The 23,367-nt window shown below is 52.8% G+C and carries 12 protein-coding genes and 6 pseudogenes; 8 read left to right on the top strand and 10 right to left on the bottom strand.

Annotation, left to right across the window (positions count from 1 at the left end; genetic code table 11):
* Positions 1 to 14 precede the first annotated feature (14 nt).
* The 4 genes and pseudogenes from carB to CS369_RS16090 all read left to right on the top strand — a co-directional run bounded on the left by carB (position 15) and on the right by CS369_RS16090 (position 6,278).
* Positions 15 to 3,237: pseudogene (carB, locus tag CS369_RS16105) on the top strand (carbamoyl-phosphate synthase large subunit).
* 317 nt (positions 3,238 to 3,554) lie between these two features.
* Positions 3,555 to 5,243, top strand: coding sequence for a hypothetical protein (locus CS369_RS16100; protein ID WP_196907893.1), 1,689 nt, complete (start codon positions 3,555 to 3,557; stop codon positions 5,241 to 5,243).
* Positions 5,244 to 5,255: 12 nt separating this feature from the next.
* On the top strand, positions 5,256 to 5,684 hold the full coding sequence (locus CS369_RS16095) for a hypothetical protein (protein ID WP_196907892.1): 429 nt from the start codon (positions 5,256 to 5,258) through the stop codon (positions 5,682 to 5,684).
* A gap of 6 nt (positions 5,685 to 5,690) precedes the next feature.
* Entirely contained in the window at positions 5,691 to 6,278 is a 588-nt protein-coding gene (locus tag CS369_RS16090; protein ID WP_196907891.1) for a serine/threonine protein kinase, read from the top strand.
* A gap of 86 nt (positions 6,279 to 6,364) precedes the next feature.
* On the opposite strand, the gene CS369_RS16085 is transcribed toward CS369_RS16090, so the two are convergent.
* Positions 6,365 to 6,979, bottom strand: a complete 615-nt coding sequence (locus tag CS369_RS16085) for a LysE family translocator (protein WP_196907890.1) — start codon at positions 6,977 to 6,979, stop codon at positions 6,365 to 6,367.
* Positions 6,980 to 7,194: 215 nt separating this feature from the next.
* Between CS369_RS16085 and CS369_RS16080 the strand changes: the two are divergent.
* The 3 genes and pseudogenes from CS369_RS16080 (at position 7,195) to folA (ending at position 9,011) form a co-directional block, all read left to right on the top strand.
* A pseudogene (locus tag CS369_RS16080) lies at positions 7,195 to 7,973 on the top strand (threonine/serine exporter family protein).
* Positions 7,964 to 8,423 (top strand): annotated as a pseudogene (locus CS369_RS16075) (threonine/serine exporter family protein). The pseudogenes CS369_RS16080 and CS369_RS16075 overlap by 10 nt, the downstream one beginning before the upstream one ends.
* Positions 8,424 to 8,531: 108 nt before the next feature.
* Positions 8,532 to 9,011, top strand: coding sequence for a type 3 dihydrofolate reductase (gene folA, locus CS369_RS16070; RefSeq protein ID WP_196907902.1), 480 nt, complete (start codon positions 8,532 to 8,534; stop codon positions 9,009 to 9,011).
* 54 nt (positions 9,012 to 9,065) lie between these two features.
* Here folA and apaH read toward each other — a convergent pair.
* From apaH to lptD, 6 genes and pseudogenes are all read right to left on the bottom strand, one after another.
* Positions 9,066 to 9,914, bottom strand: a pseudogene (gene apaH, locus CS369_RS16065) (bis(5'-nucleosyl)-tetraphosphatase (symmetrical) ApaH); the annotation flags it as partial.
* 2 nt (positions 9,915 to 9,916) lie between these two features.
* Complete coding sequence (gene apaG, locus CS369_RS16060) at positions 9,917 to 10,294, bottom strand: Co2+/Mg2+ efflux protein ApaG (protein WP_196907889.1); 378 nt, start codon at positions 10,292 to 10,294, stop codon at positions 9,917 to 9,919.
* Positions 10,295 to 10,308: 14 nt separating this feature from the next.
* Entirely contained in the window at positions 10,309 to 11,127 is an 819-nt protein-coding gene (gene rsmA, locus CS369_RS16055) for a 16S rRNA (adenine(1518)-N(6)/adenine(1519)-N(6))-dimethyltransferase RsmA (protein WP_196907888.1), read from the bottom strand.
* Positions 11,127 to 12,128, bottom strand: coding sequence for a 4-hydroxythreonine-4-phosphate dehydrogenase PdxA (gene pdxA, locus CS369_RS16050; protein WP_196907887.1), 1,002 nt, complete (start codon positions 12,126 to 12,128; stop codon positions 11,127 to 11,129). Before pdxA ends, rsmA begins: the two co-directional genes overlap by 1 nt.
* Positions 12,125 to 13,432 carry a peptidylprolyl isomerase SurA gene (gene surA, locus CS369_RS16045; protein ID WP_196907886.1) on the bottom strand — a complete coding sequence of 436 codons (1,308 nt, stop codon included), beginning with the start codon at positions 13,430 to 13,432 and terminating at the stop codon, positions 12,125 to 12,127. The genes pdxA and surA overlap by 4 nt, the downstream gene beginning before the upstream one ends.
* Positions 13,433 to 13,510: 78 nt before the next feature.
* Complete coding sequence (gene lptD / locus CS369_RS16040; protein ID WP_196907885.1) at positions 13,511 to 15,877, bottom strand: LPS assembly protein LptD; 2,367 nt, start codon at positions 15,875 to 15,877, stop codon at positions 13,511 to 13,513.
* Positions 15,878 to 16,062: 185 nt separating this feature from the next.
* Between lptD and djlA the strand changes: the two are divergent.
* Positions 16,063 to 16,969: pseudogene (gene djlA / locus CS369_RS16035) on the top strand (co-chaperone DjlA).
* A 46-nt stretch (positions 16,970 to 17,015) separates the two neighbouring features.
* On the opposite strand, the gene rluA reads toward djlA, so the two are convergent.
* The 3 genes and pseudogenes from rluA to CS369_RS16020 form a co-directional block, all read right to left on the bottom strand.
* Positions 17,016 to 17,669, bottom strand: coding sequence for a bifunctional tRNA pseudouridine(32) synthase/23S rRNA pseudouridine(746) synthase RluA (rluA, locus tag CS369_RS16030; protein WP_196907884.1), 654 nt, complete (start codon positions 17,667 to 17,669; stop codon positions 17,016 to 17,018).
* A 50-nt stretch (positions 17,670 to 17,719) separates the two neighbouring features.
* Positions 17,720 to 20,623 carry an RNA polymerase-associated protein RapA gene (gene rapA / locus CS369_RS16025; protein ID WP_196907883.1) on the bottom strand — a complete coding sequence of 968 codons (2,904 nt, stop codon included), beginning with the start codon at positions 20,621 to 20,623 and terminating at the stop codon, positions 17,720 to 17,722.
* 171 nt (positions 20,624 to 20,794) lie between these two features.
* Positions 20,795 to 23,182 (bottom strand): annotated as a pseudogene (locus CS369_RS16020) (DNA polymerase II).
* Positions 23,183 to 23,367 lie beyond the last annotated feature (185 nt).

The raw sequence follows: 23,367 nt of genomic DNA, 5'->3' as shown, positions 1-23,367 counted from the left end.
TCGGGAGCAGAAAAATGGCAAAACGTACTGATATTAAAAGCATCCTGATCCTTGGTGCCGGCACGATCGTTATCGGTCAGGCCTGTGAATTCGATTACTCTGGTGCGCAGGCGTGTAAAGCGTTACGTGAAGAGGGTTATCGCGTCATTCTGGTGAACTCCAACCCGGCGACCATCATGACCGACCCGGAAATGGCCGATGCGACGTATATCGAGCCGATCCACTGGGAAGTGGTGCGTAAAATCATCGAAAAAGAGCGTCCTGATGCGGTGCTGCCGACCATGGGTGGCCAGACAGCGCTTAACTGTGCGCTCGAGCTTGAGCGGTAGGGCGTGCTGGCGGACTTTGGCGTCACCATGATCGGTGCGACCGCCGATGCTATCGATAAAGCGGAAGATCGTCGCCGCTTCGATATCGCCATGAAGAAAATTGGCCTGGAAACCGCGCGTTCCGGCATCGCGCATACCATGGAAGAAGCATTGGCCGTGGCCGCCGATGTGGGCTATCCCTGCATTATCCGTCCCTCCTTTACCATGGGAGGCAGCGGTGGCGGTATCGCTTATAACCGTGAAGAGTTTGAAGAAATTTGCGCGCGCGGTCTGGATCTGTCACCGACCAAAGAACTGCTGATTGATGAATCCCTCATCGGTTGGAAAGAGTATGAAATGGAAGTGGTGCGCGATAAGAAAGACAACTGCATCATTGTCTGTTCCATTGAAAACCTGGATGCCATGGGTATCCACACCGGTGACTCCATTACCGTTGCGCCAGCGCAAACCCTGACGGACAAGGAATACCAAATCATGCGTAACGCCTCCATGGCGGTAATGCGTGAAATCGGGGTAGAAACCGGGGGTTCCAACGTGCAATTTGCGGTTAACCCGAAAACCGGTCGCCTGATCATTATCGAAATGAACCCGCGTGTATCGCGCTCCTCTGCGCTGGCTTCCAAAGCGACGGGCTTCCCGATTGCCAAGATTGCCGCCAAGCTGGCCGTGGGCTATACGCTGGATGAACTGATGAATGATATCACCGGTGGTCGTACCCCGGCATCGTTCGAGCCCTCCATTGACTATGTTGTTACCAAGATCCCGCGTTTTAACTTCGAAAAATTTGCCGGTGCCAACGATCGCCTGACCACCCAAATGAAATCGGTCGGTGAAGTGATGGCGATTGGCCGTATCCAGCAAGAGTCGCTGCAAAAAGCGCTGCGTGGTCTGGAAGTCGGCGCAACGGGCTTCGATCCGAAAGTGGATCTGGACGATCCGGAAGCGCTGACCAAAATCCGCCGCGAGCTGAAAGACGCGGGCGCTGAGCGTATCTGGTATCTGGCAGATGCTTTTCGCGCTGGCATGTCTGTGGACGGCTTGTTTAACCTGACCAACATCGATCGCTGGTTCCTGGTGCAGATTGAAGAGCTGGTGCGTCTGGAAGAGCAGGTTGCTGAGAAGGGCGCAACGGCACTGACGGCCGATTTCCTGCGCACCCTGAAACGTAAAGGCTTTGCCGATGCGCGTTTGGCGAAGCTGGCCGGTGTGTCTGAAAACGAAATTCGCAAACTGCGCGACAAATATGATCTGCACCCGGTATACAAACGTGTCGATACTTGTGCGGCAGAGTTTGCTACTGATACCGCGTATATGTACTCCACTTACGATAGAGTGCGAAGCTAATCCGAATCAGGATCGCTACAAGATCATGGTGTTGGGTGGCGGGCCGAACCCTATCGGACAGGGCATCGAGTTTGACTACTGCTGTGTGCATGCGGCGCTGGCGCTGCGTGAAGACGGTTATGAAACCATCATGGTTAACTGTAACCCGGAAACAGTTTCAACCGATTACGACACCTCTGACCGCCTCTACTTCGAGCCCGTCACGTTGGAAGACGTGCTCGAAATCGTCCGTATCGAGAAACCGAAAGGCGTTATCGTGCAGTATGGTGGCCAAACGCCGCTGAAACTGTCGCGTGCGCTGGAAGCCGCGGGTGTGCCGGTGATTGGCTCCAGCCCGGATGCGATTGACCGTGCAGAAGACCGTGAGCGTTTCCAACAGGCGGTGAATCGTCTGGGCCTGAAACAGCCGGAAAATGCCAACGTAACCTCCATCGAGCAAGCGGTGGAAAAAGCGCGCGGCATCGGTTATCCGCTGGTGGTTCGTCCCTCCTATGTGCTGGGCAGCTGTGCGATGGAAATCGTTTACGACGAAGTCGATTTGCGCCGTTACTTCCAGAACGCGGTCAGCGTGTCCAACGATGCGCCGGTGCTGCTGGACCGTTTCCTCGATGATGCCATTGAAGTGGACGTGGACGCTATCTGTGACGGCGAACGCGTGCTGATTGGCGGCATTATGGAACACATCGAACAAGCGGGCGTGCACTCCGGTGACTCTGCCTGTTCATTGCCGGCTTATACGCTGAGCAAAGAAATTCAGGATGTGATGCGCCAGCAGGTAAAAAAACTGGCGTTCGAACTGAGCGTGCGTGGGCTGATGAACGTGCAGTTCGCTGTGAAGAATAACGAAGTCTACCTGATTGAAGTGAACCCACGTGCAGCGCGTACCGTTCCGTTTGTCTCCAAGGCGACCGGTGTACCGTTGGCGAAAGTGGCCGCGCGCGTGATGGCGGGCAAGACGCTGACGGAGCAGGGTGTCACCAAAGAAGTCATCCCACCGTATTACTCTGTGAAGGAAGTGGTGCTGCCGTTCAACAAGTTCCCCAGCGTTGACCCGATTCTGGGGCCAGAAATGCGCTCTACCGGCGAAGTTATGGGTGTGGGCCGCACCTTTGCCGAAGCGTTCGCCAAGGCGATGCTGGGCAGCAACTCACCGATGAAGAAATCAGGACGTGCCTTGCTCTCGGTTCGTGAATGTGATAAGGCACGCGTTGTGGATCTGGCGGCCAAGCTGCTGAAACACGGCTTTGAGCTGGACGCGACTCACGGCACCGCCATTGAGCTAGGTGAAGCGGGCATTAATCCGCGTCTGGTGAATAAGGTGCATGAAGAACGTCCGCACATTCAGGACCGTATCAAGAACGGCGAGTACACGTATATCGTCAACACGACCGCAGGGCGTCAGGCGATTGAAGATTCCAAGCTGATTCGCCGCAGCGCGTTGCAGTACAAGGTGCACTACGATACGACCATGAACGGCGGCTTCGCCACGGCGATGGCGCTCAATGCGGATCCGACCGAGAAGGTAACCTCGGTGCAGGAAATGCATGCGCAAATTAAAGGTTAATCTACGCTAACCAAGAAAAAGCCAGCGCGAGCGCGCTGGCTTTTTTATGGGTGAAAATAATAGAATTGTTCAAATCTATAACGTGTTTGAATAATAAACACTCCCTCAAAGGAAGGACGAAAATTGCGTTAATTCTTAATTGAGATTATTTTTTAATAACGATTGCATAAATGTGATGCCTATAGTCCATTCTTTTTTTGAATGGAGTCAAAAATGCCTATTTCATTTATACAGCATCGTCTATCGACAGCATGTTATTATGATAAATTTTGCAAGAATAAGCATGAGAAAGCTTTAGAATCAATTAATGAAGTGCAATGGCAACTACCATTCAACTCGTGCTGTTGTTTAATTATTTAAATCGAGCTGATTCCGCCTCTTTTGCTTATAAAGAGAATCCATTGTCAATTGTGGACAATGACACCTCGCTTACTAAAAGTAATCATTTTATTGAAAATTATCCGGCTGCTATGTCTCTTGCTGACGACGGGCATGTTTCCTCTCAGTCTTTATGGCTGCCAGAACGAGAACATGGAGGGATATCATATGCTAATAGCAGTAGCACGATTTTCATCAATGAGAATAGTCACATCCTTTGTGATGATCAAAAAAAGAATGCACTGATTTCGGCCATTAAACACTATCTGGTATCTGATGGGCAATTAAGCATCGAGGAAGGTCATGACTTTGAACTGTCATTGAAAAAATGGGCAAAAACCGGTCCTCTTTTTATTACTCCACTGGTGGAGAGTACAGATCGAATAAAGCGAGCATTGATGCCTGAGTACGATCCTCGAACCGCAGAACATATAAAAGAACACTGCGCCTTTGAGGAAGAAATACTCAATGCTAACGGCGAGAACGAAGAAAAACTGCTTTTATTTCAAGTCCAGAGAGCGGAGAACCCCTTTAGGATGATTTATGATGATACTGAGGGGGGCCCGTCGCCTGAAGCCCGGGGTGTAGCCGAGGGATTAAATTTTGTGACGGATCTGCTGACGCTCGGGATAAAACCGTTAATTGGTAAGCTCATTGCGAATGCAAAACGCCGTGAGTACTATAAAAATCACGGTGATGAAATTTGTGCTGAACGGTTTCGTCGGTTAATCATTGCAGAGATAGCTACATCTCTTGATGTTGATAGTATCGCGTTCAAATTCCGTGGCGTTGCCCGTAAAGTGAAACCGACTGAATTGCTGCATACCACTCCGGGTCAGAAAAGGGCGGCTTATTATGTTCGGAATCCACAAAACGGAATAAATAGAGAAATTTTACTTGAACTTCAACCGGGTAATACTGCTATCCATACCGAAGGCCGAGAGATCTTCCTGAAACCGACGGACAATCACAATGAATTTATGACATATCACCCTTATGCCTCCAGGCCTGAGTTATTGCAGAGAAAGGTGATTGTCGATGAGGAGACGCTCGCGTGGCGATATGCTGACACCTTCGACACCGCCAATCTTAATGTTGAAGTGAGAGAAGGGAAAAAGCAGATACCGTTGTACGGTGAATACTACGATCTTAATAAAAATGGAGAGAGAAAGTTTGAGATCGTGCTGCGAAAAGCCTCTGGTTCCCACGAGTTTGTTCCGGTTTACCTTGAACCATTATCCAAAACCTGGCACATGCGTACGCATAACCAGCATCCTGTCTTTACTCGTGAACAGGAAAATATCATTAACACTCTCCGCATTGAAGCAGACAGCAGTTTCAACTACATTGCCTACACCAATAATAACCCACGGTACTATGGTTCGGGAAAGATTTATCGCGCAGAGAAAATTGACGATACCTCACATTATACCTGGGGACGATATATTGAAATGAACGGGGAAATTGTGCCGGTGAGAGAAATCGTTTCTCCCGGGCGAGGCGTTCATTATGAGGTATATAATAGTAATTATCCTGATAAAGAACATCATTTGGTATCCTGGGACGGTAGGCGCTGGGTATTTGAGCGTTTAACCTCTATTCATGTGTCAAGTTCGCTTGAAAAGTAGATTACCTCAGATATGTTTACTCATAATATTGATGTAACGCATCTCTCTTCTCCGGATAAGAATGGGTTGCGATGGGATGAAAATAACAAGAGTTATTTGAATATCAACAACCAGTTTATTCGTGTGAAAAAGGTGGGCAACAACCGTTTTCTGCTGATTAAAACAGTGCATGATCCTAAGATGATTCTTCGACTGAAGAATAATATGTTCTACAAAGAAAATATCGCCGAAAGGTTGAAGAATATTATGGCGGTAGGCCTGGGCGGTAGAAAAAGAAAAATGGCGCTCAGCGTACTTAAAGAGGTTGACGGTTTTACCGAGGCTTCAGCGGAAAAATTACTCTCTGAGTATCGTTTCCAGGAAAAGGGACTCTTTAATGACTATGCCTTTGCGTTGGAAATTGAACAAACGGGTAAAATTCCCCCAAAGCCAGGGACATAAAAAATTATGGATACCATTACCTTAATGAAGCCCGATTTCCCTGGGCATAAAGTTGATTTTCATGTAGGTAAGCCAATCGGTGAGGGGACCAATGGGGAAGTTTTTATTGATGCGGATGATAATGCATACCTTATAAAGGTTTACCTGGAAAATGAGGGAGAGTCTGTCGCAGAGACCACCAAACATGAGGCCGAAGTCTTTAGACGCTATTACGGAGAAGACGCTGCCATGCACTTGGTGGATGAGGAAGGCATTTCTTATGTCAGAATGTATAAGATTCCTGGTGAAACGCTGAGTTCCTTGCCAACCGGTTCGTTACCGAATAATGCCGAGGAAAAGTTTGTTGATATGATCGAGAGGCTTAACAAGCTGGGCATTATGCATGATGACCTTCATTCTGAAAACGTGCTATGGGATTCGAGCTCACAGTCCTTTTTCCCGATAGATATCAATAATATTAAAGAAAAATTCTTCAATTCAAATATCAATGAAAAAATAGCCATAAATAACTATGACGAAAAGAATTGGTCTTCAGCATTGAACGATATCGCGGCGAAGAAAAGAAGGCTGCATATTCAGCGTAATGCGAAATAAGTGTGGGATAAAGGCCGTAAGCGGTTATATTAAAAAACCAGTGCTTACGCGCTGGTTTTTTACTGTCCGATCGATGAGGGAATGTGTTACCCCAATGCGACCTTGATGCCGAGTGCAATCAACACTGTACCCAGCAGCTTATCCACTAGCTTTTGCGCTTTTTCCAATGCACGACTTACTGGGCCGCTTTGGAACAGCAGCACTAGCAGGGGCCACCATACCGCAGCCAGTCCCCAGATAATAAAGGCATACCACAGTTTTTCTCCCACGCTGGAGTGGGTGCTCAGTACCTGAGTGAACATGGCAAGAAAGAACAGCGTGGCTTTCGGGTTAAGCAGGTTGCACAGGTAACCTTGCAGGAAGGCCTTTTTCAAGCTGACTTCCTGGCGCGGTAGCGAAGCAACATTCAGCTTGCTGCCGCCCCGAGAAAGTAATGCCTGAATACCGATCACTATCAAGTAAAGCGCACCGGCATATTTTAAAATGTTAAACAGCCACAGTGTGGTGGTGATCACCACAGCTAACCCGGCGACGCAATAGGCCATATGCGTTGCGACACCGGTGATGACGCCCAAGGCGGTCATCATGGCAGGCAGACGCGCATAGCGGGCGGCGTTTTTAATCACCAGAAAGAAGTCGGGGCCGGGCGAGAGCATACCTAGCGTCGCGATGGTGGCGACAAACAGTGAGGTTTCAAGCATCAACAGCGTCCAAATGGGTGACGAAGCGGAAAAAGAGTGTGTGACCGATCTTAACGCGGTAACGAGCGGGATGCACTCATAAGATTTTATTCTTGTCAGCAATATTGGCAATCAGAGCGCGTTGTGTTAACAAGTCTCCTTGCTTTATTTATGGTTATATCCGTCATCATTTCGAATTATTTGCGTGTCTTAATTTTATCAGTCAGGGTCTTCGTATGGTCAGCGAAACACCACAGCAGCGGGAAATCCACCCGGCTGTGTATCCAATGCGCACTGATGCTGTTGCAGCACGGTGCGGAGAGCACGGTAGTTGAGCAACTCTCTTCGCGCCTCGGGCTGGCGCTCGGGGTGGATAGCGTAGAAAGCTCCATTTCTGCCAACGCCATCGTCCTTACCACCATCATGAATGGACACTGCCTAACCTCGACGCGCAAGAACGTCGATCGCGGCATCAATATGCATGTGGTGACCGAAGTGCAGCATGCCGTAATCATGGCTGAGCACAAACTGCTGGATGTGGCTGGCGTTGAAAAGCGCCTGACGGGCATCAAGCCGCTGCGCTGTCCGCGCTGGCTGGTGGTGACCATTGTTGCGCTCTCGTGCGGCTGCTTCAGTAAGCTCAATGGTGGCGGTTGGGATGCCTTTATGGTCACCATGCTTGCCAGCGGTGTAGCAATGTATGTGCGTCAGGTATTGACCTCGCGCCATCTCAATCCCCTGATCAACTTCTGTATTACCGCCTTTGTCGCCACGTCGGTATCCCGGCTGTTGCTGCGCGTTCCCACATTTCATCAAACCTCGACGGTGGCAATGGCGGCCAGCGTGCTGCTGCTGGTGCCCGGTTTTCCGTTGATTAACGCGGTAGCGGATATGTTTTAAAGGGCATGTGAATACCGGGCTGGCGCGTTGGGCGGTTGCCAGCCTGCTGACGCTGGCAACCTGTATTGGCGTCGTGGCTGCAATGGCAATATGGGGGTTACGCACATGGGCTTAACGCTGCTGTGGGGGCTCTTGCAGGATATCTTGCTGGCGGCAGTGCCTGCGCTGGGTATTCAATGTACCGGTCAAGGCGTTGCCTTATTGTGCACTGCTGGGGGGCGTGGGGCACGGCGTGCGTTTTCTGTGCGTACAGATGGGCATGCCCATCGAATGAGGCTCGTTTTTGGCGACCATATTGATCGGTGTGATCGGAATTCGCTGGTCGCGCTGGCTGTTGGCGCACCCGAAAGTGTTTACCGTTGCGGCGGTGATTCCGATGTTCCCTGGTATTTCAGCGTATACGGCGATGATCTCGCTGGTGGAGCTTTCCCATCAGGGATACAGCGAAGCGTTGATGCGCGTGCTGATCACGCATTTCCTCAAGGCCTCTTTTATTGTCGATGCGCTGTCGATAGGGTTGTCTCTGACAGGAATTTGGTTGTATCGCAAACGTCCCGGCGTGTAGCGGCATTAAGATTTTGCTTATTTTGTCCATCAGAAAATCGCCGTATCGACGTATCCATCACCTTTCCGTATAGTGTTTGCAATTTTTGAGCTATAGGGCTTTACCATGGTGATTAGTTTGATTGCAGCACTGGCGGTGGATCGTGTTATCGGCATGGAAAACTTCATGCCGTGGCATTTGCCGGCGGATCTGGCGTGGTTTAAGCGCCAGACGTTAAATAAGCCCATTATTATGGGGCGTAACACGTTTCGCTCTATCGGCCAGCCATTGCCGGGGAGAAAAAATATTGTTATCAGCAGCCGCGCTGGCGACGATGAGCGTGTAACCTGGGTGTCGACCTTAGAAGCGGCGCTGGAGGCCGCTTCAGGCGCTGAAGAGGTGATGGTCATCGGTGGCGGCAGTATTTATCAGCAGATGCTGCCCCAAGCTTCGCGTCTGTATCTGACGCACATTGACGCCGAAGTGGAGGGGGATACCCATTTCCCGGAGTACGAACCGGGTGCGTGGTCATCGGTGTTCAGCGAGTTTCATGATGCGGATGAAAAGAATTCGCACAGCTATTGCTTTGAGATTCTCGAACGGCGTTAACCGGATAGACATACGCGCGGCGCAATCAGGCCGCGCGTGTTTTACTTCTTCTGCGCCGACGGCTGCCATGCCTTGCGCCAATGACGGCTGAGTAAAGACCTGCTTATCCTCCCAGCGCAACATCGTCAGTTCGCCTCCCCAGCAGCATCCCGTGTCCAACGCATAAATGTTATCTGGCGTTCCTTTTCCTTCCAGAGAGGCCCAGTGGCCGAATGCGATGGCATAGCCTGGCGTTTCTGCATTCCCTTCTACGACAGGACTGGGCAAGTAAAACCACGGCTTGAGCAGCGAAGGTGCCTGTGAAGGAGCCTCTTTGCATATCATGTCTAGCTGTCCGCCGGAGAAGCAGTAACGCATGCGGGTAAATACGTTGGTGCTAAAGCGCAGACGCGGTAAACCACTCAGCTCAGGGCTCCAATGATTGGGCATATCACCGTACATCGCGTCCAAAAACAGCGGATAGCTGTCACTGCTGAGTATGGCTTCCACTTCACGTGCACACAGTTGCGCGGTCTCCAAATCCCACTGCGGCGTTACACCAGCATGGGCAATCACCAGTTTAAGATCGTCGTCGACCAGCATCACCGGTTGGCGGCGCAGCCAGTTGATCAGGGTATCGACATCCCGTGCGTTCAGCAGATCGTTGAGACGATCTTTTGGCTTGTTTCTGCTGATACCCGCATAAACCGCCAACAAATGAAGATCGTGGTTGCCCAGCACCATCTGTGCGGCAGGGCCTAACGAACGCACATAACGCAGCACCTCCAATGAGGCTGGACCGCGTGCCACCAGATCGCCGGTAAACCACAGCCTGTCGTGCGCCGGATTGAAAGAAACCTGCGCCAACAGCACCATTAGCTCGTCAAAACAACCGTGCACATCGCCAATTAAGTAGGTAGACATCATCAATGTATCAGTGAGGGGATCGCTAAACGAAAAACAGAAATAGGAACCTGAAAGGCATCGCCCTGATGATCGATCATGTGGTAATGGCCTTCCATCGTACCCAGCGGTGTTTCCAGCACCGTACCGCTGGTGTACTGAAATTCACTGCCAGGTTCGATCACCGGTTGTTCCCCGATCACGCCTTCGCCTTGAACTTCCGTTTGACGCCCGTTGGCGTTGGTGATCATCCAGTAGCGCCCAATAAGTTGGACAGGATTACGCCCCAGATTGCGGATTGTGATGGTGTAAGCAAAGACAAAGCGGCTCTCATCGGGCTCGGACTGCGCTTCAACATAAAAACTCTGAACCTGAACACAAACACGGGGCGTATTAATCATCGCGACACTTCCAGTTATTCTTGCGTTGGCGGATGCTCAGACAGCCAGTTGGCCAGCCGGCAGTATTGCTCTACAGAGACATTTTCCGCACGGGCAGCGGGATCAATCTCTAATGCGATAAGCTGCTCGGCGCTGAACACATTACCCAAGCTGTTGCGCAATGTTTTGCGGCGGTGGTTAAATGCGGCTGTAGTAATACGGCTCAGCACGCGGACATCAGCAACAGGATAAGGCTGTACGGCATGAGGAACAAGACGTACGACAGCAGAATCCACTTTGGGCGGTGGCGTAAAAGCTGTAGGTGGCACTTCAAGCACCGGGATTACCTGGCAGTAGTATTGTGCCATCACGCTTAACCGGCCATAGGCTTTGCTGTTTGGACCAGCGACAAGGCGGTTCACCACTTCTTTTTGCAACATAAAGTGCATATCGCGAATAGCGTGAGTATAGCTAAACAGATGGAACATCAACGGCGTTGATATGTTGTAGGGTAAGTTGCCAAAAACGCGTAAGGGCTGGCCAATCTGTTGCGACAACTCGGCGAAATTCACCGTCATGGCATCTTGCTGAATAACGGTAAGCTTATCTTTGAGTTGCGGATGCACCGTTAATCGAGCCGCCAGATCGCGGTCCAGTTCGACAACCGTAAACCGGGTAAGGTGCTCGGCAACGGGCATCGTTAATGCGCCAAGGCCGGGACCAATCTCCACCATAGCGTGATCGGCCTGGGGATGAATGGCGGAGACAATACTCTCGATCACGAACTGATCGTTTAAAAAATTCTGCCCGAAACGCTTACGGGCAAAGTAGCCTTGATGGACGCGATTATTCATTACGGTGTTTCGTTATGGTGTTTAGTCATGTTGATGGCAAGCTGCAATGCTGTGATAAAGCTGCCCGGTTCTGCGTCACTCGTTCCCGCGAGGGAGAGCGCGGTGCCGTGATCGGCAGAGGTTCGGATAAAGGGTAAGCCTAGCGTAATGTTAACCGCTCGACCAAATCCCTGGTATTTCAATACCGGCAGCTCTTGATCGTGATAAATCGCCAGTACGGCGTCTGCTTCTTTCAGGTATTTGGGTTGGAATAGCGTATCTGCGGGCAACAGGCCCACCAGATTCATCCCCTGCGCGCGCAGTTCATCCAGCGTAGGAATGATGATATCCAACTCCTCACGCCCCATATGTCCGCCTTCGCCAGCATGGGGATTGAGTCCACACACGTAAATGCATGGCCGGGCCAGCCCAAACTTCTGCTGGAGATCGCGCTGCAAAATCGCAATCACCTCATGCAAACTGTCGCGGGTAATGGCACGGGAAACATCGGCAAGCGGCAGGTGCGTGGTCGCGAGCGCGACGCGCAGTTCCTCGGTCGCCAGCATCATAACCACTTTTTCGCAGCCACTGCGATCGGCGAAAAACTCGGTGTGTCCGCTAAAAGGCACACCGGCATCGTTGATGATGCCTTTATGCACAGGTCCGGTCACGAGCGCGGCAAATTCTCCACTCAGGCAACCATCACAGGCGCGAGCCAGCGTGTTTACTACGTACAGGCCGTTATCGACATTAAGCTCGCCGGGGGAAGACTCTGCGGATAATGCAACCGGTAATATCGTCAGGGAACCTGCACGTTGCGCGCTTGCAGGAGTACCGGGTTGGTAGTCTCGCTGCGTTAGTGACAGGCCTAGCAGCGTTGCTCGACTGCGCAGCAACGCCGGGTCGGCGCACACCACCAGTTCTACCGGCCAGTCACGCTGGGCCAGTTGAATGATGAGGTCCGGACCAATCCCGGCGGGTTCGCCGGGCGTGATGACGATACGAGACGTGGTTGTGGTCATTGTGCTGAGCTGCTGTCGCTGCCGTTGACGATCTTCACGTAAGCGCCTGCACGTTGTTCCTGCATCCAGGTTTGCGCCTCTTCAGAGAATTTACGGTTAAACAGCATGCGGTAAGCACGATCTTTCTGCGCTGCGTCGGTTTTGTCGACCTGACGCGTATCTAACAGTTGAATCAAGTGCCAGCCGAAGGAGGAGTGGACCGGGGCGCTGATTTCCCCTTTACGCAGTTTCATTAGCGCATCGCGGAATGACGGATCGTACATATCTGGCGTTGCCCATCCCAGATCGCCGCCCTGATTGGCTGAGCCGGGATCTTGTGAAAGCTGTTTTGCCTGAGCCGCAAAATCAGTCGTTCCCTGTTTGATCTGCTGTGCCACTTCCTCCAGTTTTGCCTGTGCCTGACTGTCGTTCATCACGACAGACGGTTTCAACAGGATGTGGCGTGCATGCACTTCGGTAACGGAAACGGATTTATCGCCGCTACGAATATCGTTAACGCGCAAAATATGGAAACCCACGCCGGAACGAATCGGGCAGACCACCTGGCCTTTTTGGGCTTGCGTCAGGCGTTCAGCGAACAGGGAGGGGATCTCCTGAAGTTTGCCCCAGCCCATTTCGCCGCCTTTCAACGCCTGCGAATCCGCCGAGTGTGCGATCGCCAGCTTGGCGAAGTCGGCTCCACCTTTCAGCTGTTGTACCAATGAATTAGCCAGGTTTTCTGCATCGTCCACCTGCTGTTGTGACGGGTTTTCTCCCATAGGGATCAGAATGTGGCTCAGGTTCAGTTCAGCGTCTTCACCGGTCTGGTTAGCGATCTGTTTCGCCAGCGCGTCAACTTCCTGCGGCAGGACTGTGATGCGGCGACGCACTTCGTTATTACGGACTTCGGCAATGGTCATCTCTTTACGAATATGGTTGCGATAGGCGCTGTAGGTCAGATTCTCATAAGCCAACTGACTTTTTAGCTGGTCGAGCGTCATGCGGTTTTGTGCCGCAATGTTGTTGATGGCATGATCCAACTGCGCATCACTAATTTGGATATTCATTTTTTTTGCCATTTGCAAAATGATGTTATCCATAATCAGACGATCGAGGATCTGGTGGCGCAACGTATTCTCATCCGGTAACTGTTGTCCCGCTTGCTGCGCATTCATCTTCACGGACTGTAAAAGCGTGCTGACATCACTTTCAAGCACGACGCTGTTGTCCACGACGGTGGCGACTTTATCAACAACTTGTGGCGCAGCAAAAGCTGCATTGGCGCTGAGGGCCAGCCCGAGGATAAGCGTTTTCCAGTTCTTCATACCTTTCCCGTTAGTTTCACCCGCAAGGCGGATTAAAAGTTGATGTGTTACCGTTCATTCCACGCATGCATGACCGCATCAGAATGCGCGCTGATAAGGCAGAATACCTGAGCGTAGCATTTTTTGCGCACCCAGCGTTTCATTGCTGCTTAAACCCCGCAGCTCGATGTTGATCGAGAACTTGTTGTCATACTCACTGGACTGCCGATTGGTATTCCAGTCGGTAATTTTCCGCTCGTAGCCCATATTGACGGCCCAGCAGCAGGTGTTGTATTGAAAGCCGATACGCTGGTTGGCGGTTTGATTCGCTTTGGTGTCGTAGTAATACGCACCAACCACGGACCAACGGTCGGCAATCGGCCAGGCTGCGGTGAGTCCCACTTGCGAAATGCCCTGCTGATACGCCCGACTTGCCAACAGATTCTGTACGGAGTTTTGAATATATTCCCTGCTGGCATAGCGGTAGTTCAGATGCACCAGTTTCTCGCTATCCTGGCGATATTCCAGCACCGCGTTGCCCTGCGAAATGCTCTCGAGGCGCGTGTCATATTGCAAACCGCCGCGCATGCCCCACAGATCGTTAATCTTCCAATAGCTGTCACCGGCCCATACCAGACTGCCGTTATCGTCGTTTTTATCCATTACCGTGGTGCTATCCCCGGTTCTGGGGCGATCGAAGTAATAGATTTGACCGACGGAAGCATTAAAACTTTCCACCAGATTTTGATCATAAACGCGGGTGGTCAAACCGGTCGCAACCTGATTGGCCGACGCGATGCGATCCAGCCCGCTGTAACTGCGGTCACGGAACAGGCCGGTGTAGTCGTTTTGCAGCAGCGTAGAGTCATAGGTGTAAATGCTGCTTTGATCGCGGTAAGGCTCATACAGGTACTGTACGCTCGGTTCCAGCGTTTGGGTAAAGGCGTTGGACCAATCCATTTCGCGTTCAAACACCAGTTTGCCGTCAACTTTGTACTGCGGCAAAACGCGATTGACCGAATCCTTCAGCGCATCGCGCTTGATGTTGCTGATTTGCGCATTGGAATCGGCACGGAAGCGTTCCAGATTGGTTTGTTGATAATGGGTTGCCATCAGCTTCGCTTCGGTGTTCAAGCTACCCCACCGGTTGGTCAATGGCAGACTGACCGTTGGCTCAGCATGAAAACGCGTCGCTTCGGGGCGGTTGTTGTTCATGTTGGTAAATTTTACCGCCTGCCCATAAAGATGCATATCGAACGGGCCGATATCCTCTCGGTAGTAGTTGAGGTCGAGTTGGGGCTCGGCGCGGTAAACATCATTGTTGGTGTTAGCCGCCAGCAATTGGAACTGTTTATTGGATAACGTAGCGTCCCAATCCTGGTTAGCATAGCCGACTCTGAATTTTTGGTTCACGTAGCCGCTGGTCGTGGAGCCGTAAGAAGAATCGAGATCTTTGAAATAGTTGATATCGCTGACCTTGGTGTAATCGCTGTTAAAGCGCCACACCTGATCCATGATACCGTCGTGCTGCCAGTGAAGAAGCCAGCGCGTATCTTTGTCGTCTTCATTGTCACGACGATAGGCTCTGTCATTCGGCAGCCAGTCCAACTGCACCGTACCGGTGCCCGGCACGGCAAGATAACGGAACTCGTTTTGCAACTGTACGCCGCGCTTGGTCAGGACGTGCGGCGTAATGGTCGCATCCATGTTGGGTGCGATATTCCAGTAGTAGGGCGTGATCAGTTCAAAGCCGCTGCTGCCGCTGTAGCGGGCGTTGGGAATCAAAAAGCCGGAGCGGCGTTTGTCACCCACGGGCAGTTGCAGGTAAGGGCTATAGAAGACCGGGACGTCGCCAATTTTGACGCGCGCATTCCAAATTTCAGCAACTTGCTCATCCCTGTCATGGATCACTTCCGAACCGACGACACTCCAGCTATCATCTCCCGGCAGGCAAGTAGTGAAGGAACCGTTTTCCAGAATGGTGTAGCGATTGTCACCGCGCATTTGCATTTTATCGGCATCGCCACGGCCCTGACGGTCAACCATTTGGTAGTCGCCCTGAAACACGTCGGTATCTCGCGTATTCAGGTTAGACCAGGCTTTGGGGCCTTTCAGGATGACCAGGTTGTCATCATAATTGACATTGCCAGTGGCGGTGATGGTGCGCACCGGGGCGCCGGCGGCGTCAGTGCCGCTCTGGCGCAGCTCCACCTGATCGGCCTGCAAGCGACTGTTGCCTTGCTCAACGTTGACGTTACCCAGGAAACGGGCGTTATCCGGATAGTTGGCTTCACTTTTGTCCGCCTGAATATGTACAGGAAGCGTATTGGTCTCGCCAGTGACCAGCGGCCGTGTAAACGTAGGAACGCCAAGCCGGCACTGGGCGGCAAGATCGGCCAACGCGTGTTGGCTGTAGAGCGCCGACCCAATCAAGGTGGCCAGCAGAGTTGGAAAACATTTTTTCATACGCGGTATCGGTGTTCCGTCATCAAGGGCATTATGCCGGCAAACGGTCAGAGACTATATCACTGGCTTACGTTGCGCCAGTGTAAATTCCCCACTGTTTCTCTGCTCTGCCGTTAAGTGCAACGCTAAATGACGGGTATGATAAAGCAATTTTTGGCCGACGGCATGAGGATTTGAGGAAGTATATGCGCTATTGGGGCAATTTGCTGGGCTTGATACTGGGTATTATGTCCGGCGGCGGCGTGTGGGGGTGTGATTACGGGCGTGCTGATGGGCCATATGGTTGATAGAGCCAGGGCTGCGCGTCGCCGTGATTATTTCTCCGCACAGTCTACCCGACAGTCGCTGTTTTTTCTCACCACGTTTCAGGCCATGGGGCACCTGACCAAATCTAAAGGGCGCGTCACTGAAGCGGATATTCAGGCGGCCACCTTGATGATGGACCGGCTGGAGCTGTTCGGTGAGGCGCGTCTGGCAGCGCAGCAGGCCTTTCGTGAAGGGAAATCCAATGCGTTCTCGGTACGCACCAAATTGCGTAAGCTGCGCGATGCCTGCCTGGGCCGCTTCGATATGATCAGAATGTTTCTCGATATCCAGCTTCAGGTCGCGTTTAACGACGGTGCGCTGCATCCGAACGAACGGCGGTTATTGTACGTGTTTGCGGATGAGCTGGGCGTGACGCGTGAACAGTTCGAATTTTTCATGCGTAATATGGAAGGGCAGCAGCGCCAGTTTCAGCAACAGGGCCAATCGAAGCAACACCAATCAAAGCAGAATGGCAAATCATACCAGCGTCGCAATCAATCTTATGGTGGTCAGTCTTATGGCGGCCAATCGCAGGGCGGGCAGCGTCAGCAGTCGCCTTATACGTGGGGGCCAACGCTTGAGAGTGCTTGCCGCACGCTGGGCGTGCGCACCAGCGATGATGCGGCGACGGTAAAACGCGCTTATCGTAAACTAATGAACGAGCACCATCCTGATAAACTGGCGGGTAAGGGGCTTTCTCCGCGCATGATGGACATGGCAAAACGCAAGGCGCAAGACATTCAGGCCGCCTATGAGTTTTTGAAAAGCAGTCACGCCGCCAAGTAACCCCTCTCCAGTTTTCCCGCATTTTTCTTGACGATTACCTTCAAAATCAGAAATCAGGCTCACAGCGAAAGTGCATCTGTGTACCAAATGCGGGGTGCGTGATAGCCAGTTCCTGTGCGTGCAGCAGCAGACGCGGTGCCAAGGCTTTGGCTTCAGGGTGAGCGTAAAAACCATCACCGAGGATCGGGTGTCCGAGTGCGAGCAGGTGTACGCGCAATTGCTGTGAGCGCCCGGTAATTGGCATCAGCTTCACGCGCGTGGCGCCATCGGCCTCGCGCGCCAGTACCTGATACTGGGTTTGCGCCGGTTTTCCCTGTTCAAAACAGGCCTTCTGTTTTGGGCGATTGGGCCAGTCGCAAATCAGTGGCAGATCGATCAATCCTTCATCGTGCTCCAGCCACCCCCATACCCGTGCGATATAGGATTTTTTGGGCTCGCGTTCGAGAAATTGGCGTTTCAATTCTCTCTCGGCCGCTTTGGTCAACGCGACGGCAATCACACCGCTGGTGGCCATATCGAGGCGATGTACGGATTCTGCGTGAGGAAAATCGCGCTGAATGCGGCTCATCGTGCTGTCATGATGCTCAGGCGCTCTGCCGGGAACGGAGAGCAAGCCGCTGGGCTTGTTGACCACCATAATATGTTGATCCTGATACAACACCTGCAGCCACGGATCGATGGGCGGGTTATAGGGTTCCATGATGGCTCCTGCGGCGGCAACGGAGAGGCCGTTGCCGCCGGCATTATTGACTACTGCTGAGAGACCACCACCAAACGAATGGCATCCAACCGCCAGTTAGCCTGATGTAGGTTGAGCAAGACCTGTTCCCGCTGTGTTTCCAGCGCTAGCAGTTCATCGTCACGGATGTTCGGGTTAACTGCCTTCAGGGCTTCCAACCGTTCCCGTTCGCGGCGCAGTTGCAGATCGGCCTGCTGTTGCGCATCGAGAATCAACAGCTGCGCCTGAGCAGCCACCAAGGGTTCGGCCTGCTGCAACATACTGTGAACGTCGGCTTGTACCGCATTCACCAACTTGCTGGACGTATGGCGGTTTACCGCGTTGAGCTGGCGGTTGAAGCTTTCAAACTCTACCTGCGGAGCCAGATTTTTACCGGTGCGATCCATCAGTAAACGCAACGGTGTAGGCGGCAGGAAGCGTGTCAACTGCAACTGCTTCGGTGCCTGTGCTTCCACCACGTAGACCAACTCAGCCAGCAGCGTCCCCACGGGCAGCGCTTTGTTTTTCAGCAGTGATACGGCACAGCTACCGGTATCTCCGGACAAAATCAGATCCATGCCGTTGCGGATCAGGGGATGTTCCCAACTGACAAACTGTGCATCTTCCCGCGACAGCGCCTGCTCGCGTTCGAAGGTGATGGTGCAGCCATCCTGCGGCAAGCCGGGAAAATCCGGCATCAGCATATGATCGGAAGGTGTGAGAATAATCAGATTATCGCTGCGATCTTCCTGATTTACCCCGACAATATCGAACAGATTCAGAGCGAAAGTGACCAGGTTGACGTCGTTGTCCTGCTCCGCGATGGATTGAGCTAGCATCTGCGCGGCTTCACCGCCGTTGGAGTGCATTTCCAGCAGGCGATCGCGGCCGAGTTCGAGCTGCGCTTTCAGTGCATCGTGCTGTTGACGGCAGGTACGAATAAATTCATCCAGCCCGTCACTCTCTGTAGAAACGCTCAGGCGCTCAATCAGCGTGCTGTAATGGGCATTATAAATGATACGGCCCGTTGGGCTGGTATGTTCGAAGGCATCAAGCCCTTCGTGATACCAGCGTACCAATAGCGCCTGTGCGGTGTTTTCCAGATAGGGCACCAGCATCTGAATTTCTTGCGTTTGCCCGATACGATCCAGACGTCCGATACGCTGCTCCAGCAGATCCGGATTAAACGGCAGATCGAACATGATCAGGTGGCTGGCGAACTGGAAGTTACGCCCTTCGGAACCGATCTCCGAGCAGATCAGTACCTGCGCACCATCTTCTTCCGAAGCAAAATAGGCTGCCGCGCGATCGCGCTCAAGGATAGACAACCCTTCGTGGAATACGGCAGCGCGAATCGCTTCACGCGTGCGCAATACCTGCTCAAACTGCAAAGCAGTAGCGGCTTTGGCGCAAATCACCAATATCTTTTTGTCGCGATTGGCGGTCAGGTAACTGAGCAGCCACTCAACGCGCGGATCAAAGTTCCACCAGGTAGCATCGTCCCCTTCCAGCATTTGATAAATCTGCTCCGGGTACAGCATGTCGCGCGCACGCGCTTCCGGCGTTTTACCGCCGTTCATGATGCCGGAGACTTTAATGGCCGTCTGGTATTGCGCGGGCAGCGGTAACTTGATCTGGTGCAACACACGCTGCGGGAAGCCTTTTACGCCTTGGCGCGTATTGCGGAACAGCACGCGGCTGGTGCCGTGTCTGTCCATCAGCATGGCAATCAGTTCCTGCCGTGCAGCTTGGCGATCGGCAGTGTCGCTATTGACAGCCTTGAGCAGCGGTTCGCAGTCTTGATCGCTCAACAATTCGGTGAGCAGGTTCATCTCATCTTTGCTGAGGTTTTCATCGGCAAGCAGGAGCGCAACGGCATCCGCCACCGGACGATACTGCTGCTGTTCTTTAACGAATTCACGGTAGTCGTGGAAACGATTTGGATCTAACAGTCGCAAGCGAGCAAAGTGGCTCTCCTGGCCGAGTTGCTCAGGGGTTGCAGTCAGCAGCAGCACGGCAGGAATGCGTTGTGCCAACTGCTCAATCGCCTGATATTCAGGGCTAGGGGAGGCTTCGCTCCAGGCGAGATGGTGTGCTTCATCGACCACCAGTAGATCCCAGTGGGCCGCGAGCAGTTGCTCAAAGCGCGCCGCATTTTTCTGAACAAAACCAAGGGAGCAGATGATTAATTGCTCGGTCTCAAACGGGTTACTGCTGTCGAATCGGGCCTCGGCATAGCGCTCATCATCAAACAGGGAAAACAGCAGGTTAAAGCGGCGCAGCATCTCCACCAGCCACTGATGTTGCAGGGTTTCCGGCACCACAATCAGCACGCGTTCAGCGCGCCCGGCCAGCAGTTGCTGGTGGATAACCATCCCGGCTTCAATGGTCTTGCCCAGACCCACTTCATCAGCCAGCAGCACGCGCGGCGCGTGGCGCTGACCCACTTCGCGCGCAATGTGCAACTGGTGGGGGATCAGGCTGGCGCGCATGCCGCGCAGGCCACCCCAAGGCTGCAAGGCTTGAGCCTGCTGGTGCAAACGCGTGCGATAGCGCAGGGCAAAGCGATCCATACGATCGATCTGCCCGGCAAACAGGCGGTCTTGCGGCTTATTAAAGGTCAACTTGCTGTCCAGCATCACTTCGCGCAGCTCTGCCGGTGTACCGTCATCAAGGCGTTCACCGATATAAACGATCAGCCCGTTTTCGTCGCGGGTTTCAGTGACGCTGAGCTGCCAGCCTTCGTGGCTGCTGACGGTATCGCCAGAATTAAACATGACACGGGTGATCGGAGCATCGCTTCTCGAATAGAGGCGATTTTCTCCGCTTGCGGGAAAAAGCAGTGTGACCATGCGTACATCCAGAGCAACAACCGTGCCCAGTCCCAGCTCGCTTTCCGTATCGCTGATCCAGCGTTGACCAAGTGTAAAAAGCATAAATTCGTAGCTCGATATTTGTCATTGTCGGGTATGTCGGACAGCGCAAAGCCTGTCGTTAATCCCTTTGGAGATGAATGATTAGTGGTGGTACTGCATACCCGTTTTCAGCCAGGCATTAAAAGAGGGGTATGGTAATGGAAGGCGCGGCATTCGTCATCCATTCAACGCTTAAAATAATCCCATCTGGCCGTTAATCAGGCTGGAAAAATCATCCTGTAAAAACGGCAGAATAGCATCAGCCACCGGTTGCAGTTGGCGCTCGACGTAGTGAGTATAGTCCAGCGTAGAATGCCGGGTTTCCAAAGGCTCCGGGCCGTTGAGCGTCATCACATAGCTGATCCAACCGCCATTCTGGTATTGAAGCGGGCGACCTATCTGGCGGTTGTAGTCGTCAGAGAGTCGGGCGGCACGCACGTGCGGTGGTACGTTTTTCTGGTAATCACTCAGTGGCCGACGCAGCCGTTTACGGTAGACAAGCAGATCGTCAAACTCGCCGTTCAGGGTTTTTTCGACATATTCTCGCAGCCAGGCTTGATACGGCTGCTGGCGGAAGATACGCGCATAAAGCTGCTGTTGAAACTGCTGCGCCAGCGGCGTCCAATCGGTGCGTACCGTTTCCAGCCCTTTGTAAACGATTTTTTCCCCGTCAGGCGTCTGCGCCATTCCCGTATAGCGCTTCTTGCTGCCCTGTTCCGCACCCCGAATGGTGGGCATCAAAAAGCGGCAGTAGTGGGTTTCAAATTGCAATTCGAGCGCGCTGGTCAGCCCTAACGTTTGTTGCAGGTGATTTTGCCACCAGTGATTGACCAACTGGGCCAGCTTACGGCCTATCTCAATGGCTTCATCATTATCATGCGCGCGTTTCAGCCAGACGAAGGTGGAGTCGGTATCACCGTAAATCACCTGATAGCCCTGCGACTCAATCAAGGCGCGGGTTTGCTGCATAATCTCGTCACCGCGCAGGGTGATTTAGGAGGCCTGCCGCGGATCGAAGAAACGGCAGCCGCTGGCACCCAACACGCCATAGAAAGCGTTCATGATGATTTTCAGAGCCTGCGACAGCGGTTTATTTCCGGCGCGCTTGGCGGCATCGCGTCCCTGCCAAATTTGCTCGACAATGGCGGGCAGGCAGTGCTGCTGGCGCGAGAAACGGGCACCACGAAAGCCGGGCACTGACGCGTCGTCATCCGGCTGCTGCATGCCGCAAATCAACCCCACCGGGTCGATAAGAAAGGTACGGATGATCGAGGGATACAGGCTTTTATAATCAAGCACCAACACCGAGTCGTACAGCCCAGGGGATGAATACATGACAAAGCCGCCGGGGCTAGCCTCCACGGCAACTTCGCCCAGATTAGGGGCTACGTAGCCAAGACGATGCATGCGCGGCAGATAGAGGTGACTGAATGCGGCGACCGACCCGCCGCTGCGATCCGCCGCCAATCCGGTGACGGTGGCGCGTTCCAGCAGGAACGGCATCAGCTCGATTTTTTCAAAAATGCGCGTGACCAGCTCACAGTCCTGAAGGTTATAGCGGGCGAGGGCGGGTTTATCGTGCGCAAAGCGCTGCTCGATTTCATCCATGCGCTGGTAAGGATTATCCGACAGTTTGCCTTCACCCAGCAGCGTCTGGGACACGTACTCCAGACTAAAAGAGGGAAAATTCCAGGTAGCGGATTTCAAGGCTTCAATGCCGTCTACAATCAGCCGCCCTGGCGTACTGGCGAAGAAATGCCCCTGTTTGAAACCGTGCTCGCGCCACTCCAGTTCTTGATTGCCCCGGCCCAAGTGCAGCGGGATGCGATAACTCTCGGCATGTTTTTGCAGCACGCGCAGATCAAACTGCACCAGATTCCAACCGATAATGACATCGGGATCGTGCTCTGCAAACCAGGCGTTGAGTTTCTCCAACAATTGCGGGCGACTGTTGACATATTCCAGCGCAAATTCAGGGGCAGACGGCACATTATCGGGCTTAGGGCCCAGCATGTACACCTGACGCTGCCCGCACCCTTCCAGCCCAATGCAGTAAAGCTCTCCGTGCCGGCTGGTTTCGATATCCATCGACACCAGCTTTAATCTGGGGCGATAGTCAGGGCAGGGCTTCATCTGAGCGTGAACCACCGCATTCGGCCCAGCAGGCTGACCGCTGAACCACACCGGGGAGGTGATAAAGCGCTCCATCAGATAACGATCGAGGGGGCGGATGTCCGCTTCATAAACGGTAATGCCCGCTTCCTGTAATCGCTTTTCCAGTGCCAGCAGTTGGCGGTAATGAGAACAATAGAGGCCCAGCAGCGGCTGGTGGTGGAAATCTTGCAACGTCAACGCGTGCAGCGAGGGGGAACGCTGCTTACGGGCCACTGAGGTATTGGTACTCAGCAGCACTTCAGCGTGCGCCTGCTGCTGCGCGGGAATGAAGGCCACTGCCTGTTGAGGTGGCAATGAAACCAGCACCGGACCACCGTCGGTGGCGAGCCAGAGATCAATCTGAATGCCAGCGGGGGTGTCATGCCAGTGGCGGGTAAGAATAAACCCCTGAAACGCCTGCGCCACGCGTGAATACCTCAGCCAAAAGAGAAGTATTAAGTATGGTTATATATGGGTCTTCCCCTATCATGGTGGTACACACCCTCAATCAAGTATAATTATCTATACTTGTACCTTCCCAAAGGAAGTATTTATGCGCCCCACATCCCTAAACCTAAACTTATCACCGCGACATTCCCCCTTATCTTCGA

Origin of the sequence: Candidatus Symbiopectobacterium sp. 'North America' (assembly GCF_015762685.1) — a bacterium.
GTDB lineage: Bacteria > Pseudomonadota > Gammaproteobacteria > Enterobacterales > Enterobacteriaceae > Symbiopectobacterium.
Note: the sequence above shows the minus strand (reverse complement) of the source record. Positions and strands in the feature narration are given on the sequence as shown.

What these genes read in the sequence shown, in the direction of transcription:
- CS369_RS16100 (WP_196907893.1), top strand. Translation starts at nt 3,555, where the DNA reads ATGGCAACTACCATTCAACTCGTGCTGTTGTTTAATTATTTAAATCGA.
- CS369_RS16095 (WP_196907892.1), top strand. Translation starts at nt 5,256, where the DNA reads ATGTTTACTCATAATATTGATGTAACGCATCTCTCTTCTCCGGATAAG.
- CS369_RS16090 (WP_196907891.1), top strand. Translation starts at nt 5,691, where the DNA reads ATGGATACCATTACCTTAATGAAGCCCGATTTCCCTGGGCATAAAGTT.
- CS369_RS16085 (WP_196907890.1), bottom strand. Translation starts at nt 6,979, where the DNA reads ATGCTTGAAACCTCACTGTTTGTCGCCACCATCGCGACGCTAGGTATG.
- apaG (WP_196907889.1), bottom strand. Translation starts at nt 10,294, where the DNA reads ATGATTAATACGCCCCGTGTTTGTGTTCAGGTTCAGAGTTTTTATGTT.
- rsmA (WP_196907888.1), bottom strand. Translation starts at nt 11,127, where the DNA reads ATGAATAATCGCGTCCATCAAGGCTACTTTGCCCGTAAGCGTTTCGGG.
- pdxA (WP_196907887.1), bottom strand. Translation starts at nt 12,128, where the DNA reads ATGACCACAACCACGTCTCGTATCGTCATCACGCCCGGCGAACCCGCC.
- surA (WP_196907886.1), bottom strand. Translation starts at nt 13,432, where the DNA reads ATGAAGAACTGGAAAACGCTTATCCTCGGGCTGGCCCTCAGCGCCAAT.
- lptD (WP_196907885.1), bottom strand. Translation starts at nt 15,877, where the DNA reads ATGAAAAAATGTTTTCCAACTCTGCTGGCCACCTTGATTGGGTCGGCG.
- rluA (WP_196907884.1), bottom strand. Translation starts at nt 17,669, where the DNA reads ATGGAACCCTATAACCCGCCCATCGATCCGTGGCTGCAGGTGTTGTAT.
- rapA (WP_196907883.1), bottom strand. Translation starts at nt 20,623, where the DNA reads ATGCTTTTTACACTTGGTCAACGCTGGATCAGCGATACGGAAAGCGAG.